The following is a 14,721-nucleotide window of genomic DNA, read 5'->3' on the forward strand; positions in this document are numbered from 1 at the left end:
CATGCATGAGTTGCCACTGGTATTTTTTACGGTGCTGGCACAGGGCACCGTTGGCCTGTTCCTGGTACTGGCCTGCCTGCTGATGGCGAACAGCGATGCCAACCGTCAGCAGCTGTTGAATAAACTGCTGATGGTGGTTCTGGTGCTGCTGGGTGTCTCCGGCGCTGCGGCCATGACTCACCTGGGTCAGCCGTTGCGTGCCATAAACGTGATCTTTGGTCTGGAGCATCTGTCGGCGCTGAGTGTTGAGATCATCACCACTGCGCTGTTTGGTGGTGCTGTCTTCACTTATGCGGCCATGGTGCACTTCGGTATCCTGGCAAAGTTGCAGAAGCTGGTACTGGCCGGAGCCATGGTTCTGGGCATTCTGTTACTGCTGGCCATTGCCAATGTTTACACCCTGGCCACGGTGCCCGCCTGGAACAGCGGCTGGACCATCTTCCAGTTTGTTATGACTGCTTTTGTGGTGGGTATCCCTGCGGCGGCACTGATGCTGAGAAGTCAGTCGGCCTCTTTGGGTGCATTCCAGAAAAACGCTGATCGTGCACTGGCCACCCTGGGTTTTATCACCCTGGGTCTGGTGCTGGTGGGATACCCGCTGTACCTGTTCTGGCTGGGTCAGGTTGACCTGCCTGCTAACCCGCTGGGTCTGTTTGACTACCACGGTCGTCTGATGCTGGCCCGTCTCGGTCTGCTGTTTGCTGGTCTGGGCGTTTGGGTGATGGCTGCCACTCGTGGTAATAACTCAGCGGCAGGTCTGGCAGGGGTGAGCACTGTCCTGGTGCTCACGGCTGAACTGTGTGGTCGTATCTTCTTCTATGACCTGCATATGTTTGCCAGTGGCATGTAAATAAGTACAAAGTTCCTCCTTCATAAATAAAAGGAGGAACTATTCAAAAACTCCGGACGCGTGAACGCACAACAGCTATTACCAGCTTTGCCTGATCAGGCCCTGGTCATAGCTACTCAGGATAGTCAGGAAGAAGACGCCCATATTTCACTGGAAGAAACAGGAGCTATTTTTGGAACTAACGTAATAATAAGCACGAAAATCACAAGGTTTTTGCAATATTTACTTTTTCGTTTTTTCCTGGTGCTGCGGTAGATTTAGTACTTTTGTATCATTTTTGTGGGGCGGGGTAGATAAGTAACGTACACCTTAAGAACAGTTGTTGGAACTTTTTAGTAAAAATGAAGTCTATTAAAGCGAAATATTCCGATAAACTTTTATAGAGGTAATTTTTATGGACGTATCATGCTCAACTGCTAAAAGTTTTTTCTGCACCCCCGGCAGTAAAGAACTTTACGCATTGTCTTGCGCAGGATGTGCAACGGAAGGTTATCTTCTAGGTGGGTTTTGTACCTGTGCTACGGTGTCAAAAGATTTCGCTTATTTTTGTCTCGGCGCTGCTGGGGGGGCGGTAGCAGGAGGTGCTGTAGGCCTTGCAGCAATGGGTGGAGTCGTTGCCTGTTGCCATTTAGTAGAGCGTAAAATCGATCTCCAATCTTCCATTGACCCCAAGGTGATCACACAACAGCCCGGTTCGCCCTTGATTATCTCTCATGCTCCTGAAGTAACTGTTGTACCGACAGAAATTCAAGGTGAAGTTGGATCAATCAATAACTAAACCGTGTTATGCCTCCCCGGGAATTGCCAGCACCATGCACCATGATTTCTGAGTTTCATGGGGAATGGCGGTGGTTACTCGAGTCGGCTGTTATCCCCTGTGGGTACGCATGGGAACAGACCTTCGGGGAGTGTTGTTCAGGATTTTGAGACAACCTCATTTACCCACAGGCAGTTAAACAATGGCGGGATTAAACGACAGATAAATAGCATGAATTATCCGCGACATTTCTGCTCTTCTAATTCCCTGAACTTCCGTTGCTCATAGTCTGACAGCACAAGACCATAGCTTCTATCCACACGAGTGAATCTGACGACATACTGGCAGTCTTTTCGTGGTATTGCGGTGCTTGTAGTTCTATCGTACAGGAATTGTGGTTACAGAGTAGGGAATTAATATTTACAGATTAAGAGAAGTTACAGAAACTTTTTAGAAAAAATGATGTCCAATCAGAGTGAAAAAATCTAATAAATTCCTAAAAAGGTAAAAATATGAACTCTTTAGGCCCATGTGCTGCTACTAAAGATTGTTTATGCCCCCCCGAAATTCACCTTGCATACAAGTGGGGCGCTGGTGCAGGTGGAGTGGTAGGTTGTTTTGGTGGTATGGTTTGTGCGGCGAGAGAACCTCTCGGTACATTTATTCTCGGCGCTTTTGGAGGCACGGCAGCAGGAGTTGTTTCAGGCTTTTCATCAGTGGCCACATGCGTGGCCTGTTGCCACTTAGGAATTGTCCTGAAATAATTTCCACATTTCCAATGTTGCCCGGTAAAGAGAAAAACCTTGCCACGGAGACACGGAGGCACGGAGAAAAGAAAAAATCTTTTCCTCTGTGACTCCGTGTCTCCGTGGCAAAAAGAGGAAGTTATTTCGCGACAAATCCTTAATTACTGAGTGTATTCTTTGTCAACCTACCATTGACTCCAACGTGATCACACAACAGCCCGGGTTGCCCTCGATTATCTCTCAGGCTCCTGTACTAACTGTCGAATGGACAGAAACTCCAGGTGAAAAGGAACCAGTCAATAAAACAACCGTGTAATGCCTCCGGGAATTGCCTGCACCATGCACACCCGAACTAACCGCCATGCACCATGATCTCTGAGTTTTACAGGGTATGGAGGTGAGGGACTCGAGTCGGCTTTTATGCCCTGTGGGTGTGCATGGGAACAGACCTTCAGGGAGTGTTGTTCAGGATTTTACGACAATCTCACTTATCCACAGGCAGTTAAGCGATGGTGAGATTAAACGATAAGCACATGGCATGAGTTATCCGCGGCACTTCCGCTTTTGTTCGGCAAATAGCACCGCTATTCACCTCACAAAACCGAATTTTTATCCTCAATTTTCTGTCGTCCTCGCTACGGGGTCGCCTGGACGAGCGCTATTCCCGGACTGCCTCCCAAGGCACAAGTAGCCCTGCTATTATTCGTCATTCCGCCTTGCCCTGCTGCCCAAAATGGCTTATTCCATCTCATATTCAGAAGGCGGAATTGGTATGAGAGGCTCTGTTAAATTAACTGAATTGTTGAATATACCTCACCGCAACAGGCCCGATACTATCAATGGCTACCTTAATGATTTCGGGTTTGTTTTGTAAAGAATCACCAAAGTACCGCAGGGCATTACCATTGTTCTGCAAGGCGATATTGACCAGTTCTGGATCATTACGGCATTTGTCACTGGCAAACTCCAGCGCCAGCGGATTTTGTTGCAGGGCAAGTTTGACCACTTCCGGACAATCCTGAAGTGCGCCACTGGCACAGGAAGAAGACAGCCATATTTACTGGAAGAAACAGGAACTATTTTTTGGAACTAACGTAATAATAAGCACGAAAATCACAAGGTTTTTGCAATATTTACTTTGTCGTTTTTTCCTGGTGCTGAGGTAAATTTAGTGCTTTCGTATCATTTTTGTTGGGCGGGGTAGATAAGTAACGTACACCTTAAGAACAGTGTTGAAACTTTTTAGTAAAAATGAAGTCTATTAAAGTGAAATATTCCGATAAACTTTTATAGAGGTAATTTTTATGGACGTATCATGCTCAACTGCTAAAAGTTTTTTCTGCCCCCCCGGCACTGAAAAACCATACGTATTTTCTTCCATTGGATGTGCAACGGTAGGTGCTATTGGTGGTGGGTTTGGTGCCTGTTCCAGTGTGGTAGAAACTGCCGGTTATTCTCTCGGTCATTTTTGTCTCGGCGCTTTTGGGGGCGGGGCAGCAGGAGGTGTTGTAGGCCTTGCAGCAATGTGTGGAGTCGTTACCTGTTGCAATTTAGGAGAGCGTCGAATTGCTCTCCAACCTTCCATTGACCCCAAGGTGATCACACAACAGCCCGGTTCGCCCTTGATTATCTCTCATGCTCCTGAAGTAACTGTCGTACCGACAGAAATTCAAGGTGAAGTTGGATCAATCAATAACTAAACCGTGTTATGCCCCCCTCGGGAATTGCCAGCACCATGCACCATGATTTCTGAGTTTCATGGAGTATGGCGGTGGTGACTCGAGTCGGCTGTTATCCCCTGTGGGTGCGCATGGGAATTGACCTTCGTGAAGTGTTGTTCAGGATTTTTAGACAACCTCATTTACCCACAGGCAGTTAAACAATGGCGGGATTAAACGACAGATAAATAGCATGAATTATCCGCGACATTTCTGCTCTTCTAATTCCCTGAACTTCCGTTGCTCATAGTCTGACAGCACAAGACCATAGCTTCTATCCACACGAGTGAATCTGACGACATACTGGCAGTCTTTTCGTGGTATTGCGGTGCTTGTAGTTCTATCGTACAGGAATTGTGGTTACAGAGTAGGGAATTAATTTACAGATTAAGAGAATTTGCAAAAACTTTTTAGAAAAAGTGAAGTCTAAGCAGTGAAGAATCCTGATAAATTTCTGAAAAGGTAAAAAATATGATCTCATTAGGCCAATGTGCTGCTACTAAAGATTGCTTATACCCCCCCCTGACACTCACCTTGCATACAAGTTTGGTGCTGGTGCAGGTGGAGCGATAGGTTGTTTTTGTGGTCTGCTTTGTGCGGCGAAAGGACCTCTCGGTCCAGCTCTTCTCAGCGCTCTGGAATTCGGGGCAGGAGGGGTTATTTCAAGCCTTTCAACTATGGCTACAGCCGTGGTCTGTGACAACTTGTTATTTACTGGTTGTACTCGTTGTCCACCTCCCATTGGCTCCAGAGTGATCACACAACAGCCCAAACAGCCCGGGATGCCCTTGATTATTTCTCAGACTCCTGTACTAACAACTGTCGAATGGGCAGTAACTCCAGATGAAAAGGAACCAATGGATAAAATAGCCGTGTAATGCCCCCCGGGAATTGCCTGCACCATGCACACCCGAACTAACCGCCATGCACCATGAACTCAGGGTTTTACAGGGTATGGCGGTGAGGGACTCGAGTCGGCTTTCACCAGAGATTGGTACTTGTCGGACCGGGCGTTACCAAAAGAGTCCTCGGCCACGCCCGATGATCTGACACTTTCCTATGTTGAAAAGCAGAAGTGTCTGAAGCAACGGATGTCGGAATTTCACATAGTGGAATATTCTAATAAATTTCTAAAAAGGTAATAAATATGAACACTTTAGGCTCATGTACTGCTACTAAAGATTGCTTATGCCCCCCCGACGCTCACGCTAGCTACAAGCTTTGTGGTTTTTCAGGTGCAGCGATAGGTGGTAGTCTTGGCATGCTTGGTTCATGTTGTACAAAACCTCTCGAGGTAAGTACTCTCATCTCTTTGGGAGGCGCGGCAGCAGGAGGTGTTTCAGGTCTTGCAGCAATTGCTGCAGGCGCGTGCTGTTACCACTTGATTCGGAAGGATGATACCGATCATCAACCTTCCATTGGCTCAAGAATAATCACACAACAGCCCGGGATGCCCTCGATTATCTCTCATGCCCCTGTATTAACTGTCGAATTGAAAGAAATTCCACGTGATAAGGGACCAATCATTATAATAACCGCGTAATGCCCCCCCGGGAATTGCCAGCACCATGCACATCCGAACTAACCGCCATGCACCATGATCTCTGGTTTATACCGGGTATGGCGGTGAGGGACTCGAGTCGGCTTTTATGCCCTGCGGGTGTGCATCGGAACCGACCTTCGGAAAGTGTTGTTCAGGATTTTACGGCAACCTCACTTGCCCACAGGCAGTTAAGCGATGGTGAGAATAAACGACAAATACATAATATAAGTTATCCGCGGCACTTCTCCTCTTCTAATTCCCTGAATTTCCGTTGCTCATAGTCTGACAGCACAAGACCATAGCTTTTTACCACACGAGTGAATCTGGCAACATACTGGCAGTGGAAAGACTTCGAAGGTGGTAACCACTCAAGGACACCTGATGCCCCTTTCTGGCGGTTGACACTGGCCTGGACGGCAAAAAGGTTCACTTCATCATTGGCAAACTGCACTCTTTTTGCCTTCGACCACTGATTAGCCCCACGATCCCAGGCCCATCTCAGAGGCACTAAATGGTCGATATCAACCTGGCGAGCTTCATAAAACGTCTTTCCCGTGTAGGGATCAAGCCATCTGCCCCGATATACAGCGCACTGGTTACCGGCTGTATCTATCGCGCTGGTACTCTGCTTCATCAGAAGCTCGTGGCGAGTGTTCATACAGTTCCTGTCTTCATCAGCCCAATCACCAAAATATGAACGGTCATATTTTGCCGGACTCTGACGGTACGTTGCCGCATTCGACTTTTTTAAGCCTGATCCTTTAGGAAGTCTGCCGCCGGAACTGAGGCAATCATTGAGAGAGTAGAAGGCAGTATAGTTTTTTGTTCTCTCATAGCTGGAGCTAGAGATATCGTGACAGATGCCTGAATTGCTCTTTTTTACCAGTTCTGCACTATTTACAGAGGTGCTCAAGAGTGCCAGAAACGTTATCAGGAGGTGTTTCATCGAGAAATTAACACAGGATTGAATATTACACGACAAAATACATTAAAAGGACTATTGAATAAATACCACCTCTTGTACGGTACTGGCTCAAGGAACCGTTGACTTGCTCCCGGTACTGGCCTGCCTGCCCCCACTGGGCCTGTTTGACTGATATGGTCGTCTGGTCTGGTTCGTCTACAGAGTCAAACTCGGATAAATATAATTTTTTAAGCAGGGACGTTTAAAAGCTATAATGGCGTAGAGGGAAAGAAAATAAAAGCGACGTTTGTTGTATTACTATATGACCATTTCCTTATTATCAAACACTCGTAAATTAAAATACGAGAGTTGAGCAATAAAAATATTTGATTACTATCGAATGAATAACCTACTGTTTAATCCTAAAGATAAAAACTTGCATATTTAGTGAGTGTTAAATGAAGCCAATTTCATCAACTCAAGTTACAAGTTTATGCCTGCCAGGTGATGATCAGAAAGTTAAACAAAACCACATACACATTTCTACAGAAGGTTGCCGATACACTGTTGGCGGTAACGGCGTTTTTGTAAACACCTTTTGTAAGGCATTTCACGAGCGTAGTTGTAGAAATATCATGGTTCTTCCACTGCTTGAATTCGTAGAGGATACGGATATAAAAAAATCAATCACATCTGGCTGTCAGCTTTCTTCTGGTGAATTAATATTGGTTGAAAGGTGCAGTGATATGCCTGAATGTGATGTCTATAGAGTCCAGCCAACAGGGAGGCAGAAAAGGTATTTTGAAAAGCATATTAATTCATACAATATAGAGCAAGAACACAAAGACTCTTTGGCAGAGGATCTTTACTTCAAAGAACAAGGAATTAATGATTCTGATGAAAGATTGATATCTTGTGGTGCTATATCTCTAAAAATGTGTGTATTTAACCAGATAGCTGCAAAATTTGTCAACGAAGTGCTTTTACCAACAATGGGAAACGAAAAAGTATATATTCATGATCATTTTTTTGGAGGATCCCTTCAATACATTAATCACTTCGAAAATGTTAAAAAAGTCAACTGGGTGCATTGCTTAAGTCCCCACACGGGTTTTAGCGACTGTATGGCCAATAAAAAGCCTGTTTATACAACCCAGAGCTATATGAAGATGGATGAGAGCAAGTTATGCAAGCTACCGGATTATGAAAAACCTGCAAGAGAGAGGGCAATTAAACATGCTGATGTAATTTTAACAGTATCGAAATATGCCCAATCTTTTCTGACATTTAAACATCCTCTCATATCAAAGTTCTTGAGGATTCACAAAAAGGAAATCAGCTCAATCAAAAGCTGCTCAGATTTATCAAAATTTAGCCTGAGTGCTACCGCCAAAAAATACGGGTTAGAAGGAACTCCGGAAAAAAATATCAAATCAAAACTCAGAGACCTGTTCTTTGCTGGAAAATTGCCTTTAAAGCCCCCGTTAAATAGCAAAGGATGTGTGAACCCAGTCACTAAAAACTTACCAATTGTTTTTTTTATGGGCAGGCCTCATTTTGAAAAAGGGACAGAGCATGTACTGAATATGGTAAAAAAACTGGATTGTCTATTTTTTATTGTTTCTAACGGAACAGAAAAAGATCCATTTATTCAATCTATTCAGGAAACCAAAGCAGCAAGAAATAACCTCGTTTTACTTACTAAAAATCAAGAGCATAAGCAACTCTTAATGGCTGTTGCGGACTATGCCGTTATTCCTTCTCTGGCTGAATCTTTAGGCTTGATTGCCGGTGAATGTAATTCTATGGGGCTGCATGTAATCAACTCTGATGTAGGGGGGCTGCCTGAGGCATCACCTCCTTGTGATGAATGCAGAACAGAAGTTCATTCAAATGCGGAGTATGGTCATTACTCAGAAGATACAGATAAAGCATTTCTCCTGGCAGTTAGTGAAAAGTTAAAAGCCGGAAGGCCAAGATCATCTCACATTGTGAGGCATGCCAGTTATTTCCATTCAATGGAGAAATTTACTACTTCAATAGAAAATGCTCTTTCTAATTAAGCCTCGTCATTATACTCTGGTGGCAGCAGCAAAAAGTTCCTTGCAAGTGTGGAATTGGGTATCATTTGGTAAAAAATTTTCCCGTCATGTACGCTCGACTTCACAAAATAGCCGCGCTCACTGAGCAGTCGGGCACCCGGAGAGTCCGGCTGCCGGAGCATCTGCTCCAGTTCAGATTGTTCCAAGGTACCAACAGAGGGCAGGATCGCCTTCTCCTGCAGCCGCCTCGTCTCAGTTTCCAGGGCACCCCGGATGTCAGCCGACATACGTTTTTCCAGCCCGGGTTCATTAGCCACCACGATCATCTTTTCTGCCAGGGTCATTGCTTCGGGTAACCTGACTTGTCGAAGTTCCCCTTCATTGTGCAGGCGACGATAAGCGCCACCGGACCCGGTATCCGGATCCCAGCAATCAGGCTGTGGGGGATCTGTACTCTGCCGGTGGTGTTCTGCGAAGCAAGGTGAAATACCGGCTCTCTCAGCGATAACGAACCGGACCAGATCGTTCAGGCACTCACGCAAACACTGATAGGGATCAGGTGCCTGCTCAATCAGTAATCGTCGTTCATGGTTATCAACCGGGAGATGGTATTGACTGGTGAACGGATTGGGCATTTGGTGATGCCATCCCCCGGTAATGCTGGCCAGATCCCGAAAGCTCAACATGACTGACTGGATCAGCAGGGTGAAGTCCGGGTTGTTGACCACGGACAGCAGTTCAATCTTTTCTGGCTGAAAATAGCCATCATGGATCATGTCACTGGTGTCAATTTCTGCTGAGTCTGGTGTCAGCCTGATCGCCGGAAAGTCCTCCCGTGGTGGTTTTACCCGCAGGTTATCCACAATATCCCCAAAGCGCAGCACCTGACGCAGCAGTAATTCTTCCTCCGAGCATTGGTGGTCAGGAGTGAACGACGGATTTTCAGCATCCATCATCTTGCAGTTTTTGTTTCTCAGGGCGCTGGCTACCAGGGTAACCAGCTGCCCGGGGTACTGTTGCAGCCTGGACATATCACGCTGAAACAGTTCTGCTGCCCGCAGCTCTTCAACATCTTTATGCTCATCTTCAGCGACAGCATCGTGGTAGAGTTCGGCGATGGGCAGTAACTCTTGCAACTCGGGATGCTTCAGTAGTAATTCCCGGAATGGCTTATGAAAGTCGGGCAAAACTTTACTATCCATGAGGAATTCGGTGGCCAGCTGTGTGCGCAGGGCGTGATCCAGTCCGTGCCATTTGCGGTAATAGGGTTTTGTGCCGTTCGCCAGGATGGCTTGTGCCCTGTTGGGATGGGGAAACTGGTAATAATACTGACCGATTATCTGGGTAAGTGACTTATAACGGCCATCAGGCAGTATTTCCATGCCTTCAAAGGTTGGTGGTGATGCCAGAAAATTCACCAGCCAGTCCGGCTGGCATTCTCCTTGTTCCTTTCGCCGGACCACAACGGCAGGCTTGCAAGTGTAATATTTCCCCAGAAAAATACTCAGCCTTTGATCAATGGTTCGATTGAGAGTCGCTGTACTCTTTAAATGCTCACGTAACTGTTCATCACTGTATCGAAGGGGTGAAAATCTATTTTCCAGAAATTCTTTAACTGCATGCCCATAAACCGGTTCATTGGTAAAAAAGCAATGATAAAACTCCTTGCCAAGCAGTCCAACAGCCTCCCGATGTAGATCTGAACCAGCCAGCTGCCGGTGATTCAAATGCTCGTGCAATGCTTTTTTCAGGATCGATACCCTGTTTGCTATCATATAATGTTTAGCAACGGGGCCGTCCCCTTCATTGCAAAGAAGTTCCCACAGCACCTCGTTACGAATGGCATTGGCTTCATCGTTGGTCAACAGATTCGCCCGGAGAAAATGATTGGCAGATGTTAATATTTCAAGATGCTCTGCAAGCTGGGTTGATGTTTGATAATTGAGATAGATTCTTGCGCCGTAAGCGATGAGCAGGCAGCACACCAGTGGATTATAGTGGATAGGTGTTGATTCCTTGTACCCTAATAAATAGGGAACAAACAATTTGTTATTTAATAGCTCCCGGCAGATGACCGCTTGTGCGGCAAAGGTGGGTCTAACCTGCTCGAAAATGTAGTCCCAGCTAGAGTCCTTGTCGTGTATCTCGAAATCATAATATAGCCAGGGAAAGTGTTTATGAAACGGGGTCTGCTCAAGCAAGGCTTCCAGTAATATCTTCGGTAAACCCACTTTACTGTTGACCCCGTCCGCCCGGGATGGAAGTTCGCTTAAGAATGTTGCTGAATCACAGTTCTCGATGGCTGTCAGGATGGCTTTGATGTCGGTACCAAGCGCCTTGACACTGGCTGATACCGTGCTGACCTGCTCCGGAATATTTTTCAGCAGCTGCAGAAATCGTTCACCACCGGACTGACTCAATAACTGGTAAAGCCTGAGTTCCTGACCAGTGAAGTTGCCGTATTGAGAGAAGGCACGAATGTTTCGCCGCAGCATTAGCGCTTGTGTGCGGCTGATTTCCACCGGGGGAGACAACACCCCCTGATGACTGTTGTACAGGCACAGTTTTACAGGCTCACGGAACTCATCACCGGACGCGTTACCTTTATTTTGCTCAAGCGTCAGAATATTGCCCATGACCTCTTCAAGACGGCGAAAAGAAAACTCCCTGGTAAAGTCCAGAAGATAGCCATAGTGCATGCGGTCAAAATTAATGTGACAGAGAATTTCCGGATATTTGCCTGCTCCTGTAATGAACCGTTCAGTCGGTTGGTGCAGTAAATAGCCATTCACACCAAGGTGTCCTGAGGTTAAAGGTGATCCGCTAAACAGGGAATGCTTTCTGCGATAACTCTCTACTATTTTCTCTTCCAAAACACGCCAGCTGGTAATTTTCTTGGTGTATGTGAACTTGCTGCACGGTTCCCCCGAGGCATTCGAACAGACATCTTTTTTAAAAGCCCAGAGCATATGGCAGCCGGGTGCAGGTTTCAGAACCGTAATGACCTGGTCTGGCCTGGTTCCAAATTGATCCGGTCGCCTGGCTTCTATTGCATATTGGGCACCGGGTGACAGTAAACTCACTGGCCTGTATTGATCGCCTGAACCGGCAGCTTGTAATGCATTGACAACACGAACCATCAACCCGCCAAACTGACTGAATGCGGCAACAGGATTGTATTCCTCTTTTTTGCCGCCTGCCGTTGGTGGTTGAAATCCTGACGAACCAATGCTTGCTTCCGCCTGAGGTATGGACATGTCAAGGGTCTCACTGAATTTAAAATCGTATATCTGACTGCACGGGGGTAAGGCTCCGCCTGAGCGAAATGAACACAAACTTAAGACACCGAAAATATCGAAAGGTTCCCCGTAATCTGGCAGCCCGGGCAGGTGCCATGTAAGGTGCAGCGGAGGAAGTACCGCCGCAGCCATGTCACTGAAGTTGCAGTGCAGCACAGTTTTGTCCTCAATAATCATTATCAATTACATGGTGCGCTGTGCTCTGTAGCGTGCTCGAATAAGTTCCTACCCTCTTCAGTAATTGCCTCAAACCCTGCAAAAAATTGATCCAGGTCAATCGGTTGTTTGTTGACCAGCTCGTATTATCATCACTATTTCGCCAGTTCATTATTTGTACAGATATGCATTTTGTCAGGGGTAACACTACCTGTTTGTGTGCTGGTTTCCGGTTTTAGTGATAACGGTAAAATAAATGAAGAAACTTCTCGATAGTGCGCTGTCGTCTGTCATCAAGCGAAGAACGTTTATCAAGTGGGGAACTGCTGCGGGCAGTGCCGCTGTTGTCGCTGGCAATGCACTGCCTCTGAAAGCCATGGCAACGGATTCAACGCAGGCAAAAGCCGCTGAAGACAAGGTGACCTGGTCTGCCTGTATGGTGAACTGTGGCAGCCGCTGTCCTCTCCAGGTGCATACCAAAGATGGCATTATCACCCATGTTGAGTCGGATAACCGGGGCGATGACGTATACGGTGATCATCAGATTCGCGCCTGTCTGCGCGGTCGCTCCATCAAGCAACGGGTATACAACCCTGATCGTCTGAAATACCCCATGAAGCGGGTTGGCAAGCGTGGGGAAGGCCGCTTTGAGCGCATCAGCTGGGATGAGGCGCTGGATACCATCGCCAGACAGTTGCAGTACACCATCGATACTTACGGAAACGATGCGATCTATTATCAGTATGGCTCCGGAACCCAGGGCTATAAAACCGACGGTCCTTTTGCCTCCAAGCGCCTGCTGAATATGCTCGGTGGCTTTCTGCCTTACTACGGTAATTACAGCTGGGGACAGATTCAACGTGCTCTGCCGTTTACTTACGGCGGTGGACGTCCAGCGGCGTTCGGTAGTTTTACCAGTGAAATCGCCAATGCAGAATTGCTGGTCATGTTTGGTTACAACCCGGCAGAGACCCGCATGAGTGGCGGTGGGGAAATCTACGAGCACATCAACTCGGTGAACAGCAAAAATGTGCGCACCATTATCATTGACCCGCGTTATACCGACACCATGCTGGGCAAAGAGTCTGAGTGGATTCCAATCCGCCCGGGGACCGATGCTGCCCTGGTAGAAGCCATGGCCTGGGTGCTGATCAACGAGAAGATGGTGGATGAAGCATTCCTCGAGAAGTTCTGTGTTGGCTACGATGAAAAAACGCTGCCAGCCAGTGCACCGAAGAATGGCCACTACAAAGCGCACATTCTGGGCCAGGGTGCGGATGGCATCGAGAAAACCCCGGAGTGGGCGGCAAAAATTACCGGTATTCCAGCGAAAAAAATCATTCAGCTGGCCCGGGAAATTGGCAGGGCCAAACCTGCCTACATTATTCAGGGTACCGGTATTCAGCGTCAGGCCAACGGTGAACAGGCGAGCCGTGCCATCTGCATGCTGCCAATTCTGACCGGCAATATTGGCCTTGCCGGCACCAACACCGGCGAAATGCCAGGCAACTATGGCTTCCCGGTGAAAACCCTGCCCATGGGTACCAACCCGATTAAGACGGCGATTCCATTCTTCAAATGGACGGATGCGATTCATCGTCACCATGAAATGACGGATAAGACCGATGCTCTGCAGGGCGGCACGTCACTGAAGAATCCGATCAAATTCATCTGGCAATATGCGGGCAATATCACGGTTAACCAGCACTCTGATATCAACCGGACCAAAGAGATCCTGTCTGATGAGAGCCTGTGTGAGTTTATCCTGGTGTTTGAAAACCATATGACACCCACCGCACGGTTCGCGGACATTCTGCTGCCGGATATCACCACCATTGAAAATTATGAAGTGGCCAGCAACGGCTATGCCTCGGGCAGTCTGGGGGCGGTGATTCCGCTGGTGCCTGCTATTGCCCCGATGTACGAGTGCCGCAGTGCATACGACATCTGTGCAGGTATTGCCAGGCGCTTTGGTCTGGAAGCTCAGTACACAGAAGGCAAGACCCATGAGCAGTGGGTGGCGGAACTGTACGAACAGATGCGTAAAGAACAGCCTCAGGTGCCAACACTGGAAGACCTGCGTCGTGACGGACCCTACAAACAGCTGGCACCGAAGCATATTCGTATCGCTCTGGAAGATTTCCGTAAGGATCCTGTGAACAATCCTCTGGGTACCCCATCCGGAAAAATCGAAATTTACTCCGAACAACTGGCGACCATTGCCGCTGAATGGGAGCTGCCGGAAGGGGATGTGGTGACACCGTTGCCACAGTATGTCACCACCTGGGAAAGCCATCTGGATCCTTTGACTGAGAAGTATCCGTTGCAGCTGATTGGTTTTCACACCAAGGGCCGTGTGCACTCCACATACCATAACGTCGCTTTCCTGCGTGAAGCAGTGACGGATGCCGTATGGCTGAACCCGGCAGATGCACAGGCCCGGGGAATCAAAGATGGCGACATGCTGAAAGTCTGGAATGACCGTGGCGAGACCCGGATTCCGGCTAAAGTCAGCCCCCGGATTATGCCGGGTGTTGCTGCCCTGGCAGAAGGTGCCTGGTACGCACCGGGTAAAGACGGTGTTGACCGTGGTGGCTCATTCAACGTGCTGACCACTCAGCGCAGTACGCCGCTGTCCAAGGGTAACCCGATGCACACCAATCTGGTTGAAATTGCCAAATGCCATAGCGGCAAGAAAGCATAGCA

8 protein-coding genes are annotated in these 14,721 nt (G+C 47.6%); 5 read left to right on the forward strand and 3 right to left on the reverse strand.

Annotation, left to right across the window (positions count from 1 at the left end):
- Position 1: 1 nt before the first annotated feature.
- Positions 2–850 carry a dimethyl sulfoxide reductase anchor subunit family protein gene (locus J7439_RS04740; protein WP_209200680.1) on the forward strand — a complete coding sequence of 283 codons (849 nt, stop codon included), beginning with the start codon at positions 2–4 and terminating at the stop codon, positions 848–850.
- 394 nt (positions 851–1,244) lie between these two features.
- A complete protein-coding gene (locus J7439_RS04745) occupies positions 1,245–1,628 on the forward strand; it encodes a hypothetical protein (protein ID WP_209200681.1) in 384 nt (127 codons plus the stop codon).
- Positions 1,629–3,143: 1,515 nt separating this feature from the next.
- Here the strand turns inward: J7439_RS04745 and J7439_RS04750 are convergent.
- Positions 3,144–3,359, reverse strand: a complete 216-nt coding sequence (locus J7439_RS04750; RefSeq protein ID WP_209200682.1) for a DUF4116 domain-containing protein — start codon at positions 3,357–3,359, stop codon at positions 3,144–3,146.
- Between the two features lie 298 nt (positions 3,360–3,657).
- On the opposite strand from J7439_RS04750, the gene J7439_RS04755 reads away from it, so the two are divergent.
- Positions 3,658–4,053 (forward strand): hypothetical protein, encoded by a 396-nt coding sequence (locus J7439_RS04755; protein ID WP_209200683.1) that lies wholly within the window; start codon positions 3,658–3,660, stop codon positions 4,051–4,053.
- A 1,790-nt stretch (positions 4,054–5,843) separates the two neighbouring features.
- On the opposite strand, the gene J7439_RS04760 is transcribed toward J7439_RS04755, so the two are convergent.
- Entirely contained in the window at positions 5,844–6,272 is a 429-nt protein-coding gene (locus J7439_RS04760) for an HNH endonuclease family protein (RefSeq protein WP_209200684.1), read from the reverse strand.
- A gap of 704 nt (positions 6,273–6,976) precedes the next feature.
- Here J7439_RS04760 and J7439_RS04765 point away from each other — a divergent pair.
- Positions 6,977–8,581 carry a glycosyltransferase gene (locus J7439_RS04765; protein WP_209200685.1) on the forward strand — a complete coding sequence of 535 codons (1,605 nt, stop codon included), beginning with the start codon at positions 6,977–6,979 and terminating at the stop codon, positions 8,579–8,581.
- Here J7439_RS04765 and J7439_RS04770 read toward each other — a convergent pair.
- Positions 8,578–11,817: a hypothetical protein gene (locus tag J7439_RS04770; RefSeq protein WP_209200686.1), complete on the reverse strand. Its 3,240-nt coding sequence runs from the start codon at positions 11,815–11,817 to the stop codon at positions 8,578–8,580. The two genes, J7439_RS04765 and J7439_RS04770, sit on opposite strands and share 4 nt — an antisense overlap.
- 454 nt (positions 11,818–12,271) lie before the next feature.
- Here J7439_RS04770 and J7439_RS04775 point away from each other — a divergent pair, with 454 nt between their 5' ends.
- Positions 12,272–14,719 carry a DMSO/selenate family reductase complex A subunit gene (locus J7439_RS04775; protein ID WP_209200687.1) on the forward strand — a complete coding sequence of 816 codons (2,448 nt, stop codon included), beginning with the start codon at positions 12,272–12,274 and terminating at the stop codon, positions 14,717–14,719.
- The last annotated feature ends 2 nt before the right edge of the window (positions 14,720–14,721 follow it).

This window comes from Salinisphaera sp. G21_0 (assembly GCF_017744115.1).
Lineage (GTDB): Bacteria > Pseudomonadota > Gammaproteobacteria > Pseudomonadales > Endozoicomonadaceae > Endozoicomonas.

Excerpts from the sequence above, each read along its gene's own strand:
- J7439_RS04740 (WP_209200680.1), top strand. The coding sequence starts at position 2 with ATGCATGAGTTGCCACTGGTATTTTTTACGGTGCTGGCACAGGGCACC.
- J7439_RS04775 (WP_209200687.1), top strand. The coding sequence starts at position 12,272 with ATGAAGAAACTTCTCGATAGTGCGCTGTCGTCTGTCATCAAGCGAAGA.
- J7439_RS04760 (WP_209200684.1), bottom strand. The coding sequence starts at position 6,272 with ATGAACACTCGCCACGAGCTTCTGATGAAGCAGAGTACCAGCGCGATA.
- J7439_RS04745 (WP_209200681.1), top strand. The coding sequence starts at position 1,245 with ATGGACGTATCATGCTCAACTGCTAAAAGTTTTTTCTGCACCCCCGGC.
- J7439_RS04765 (WP_209200685.1), top strand. The coding sequence starts at position 6,977 with ATGAAGCCAATTTCATCAACTCAAGTTACAAGTTTATGCCTGCCAGGT.
- J7439_RS04755 (WP_209200683.1), top strand. The coding sequence starts at position 3,658 with ATGGACGTATCATGCTCAACTGCTAAAAGTTTTTTCTGCCCCCCCGGC.
- J7439_RS04770 (WP_209200686.1), bottom strand. The coding sequence starts at position 11,817 with ATGTCCATACCTCAGGCGGAAGCAAGCATTGGTTCGTCAGGATTTCAA.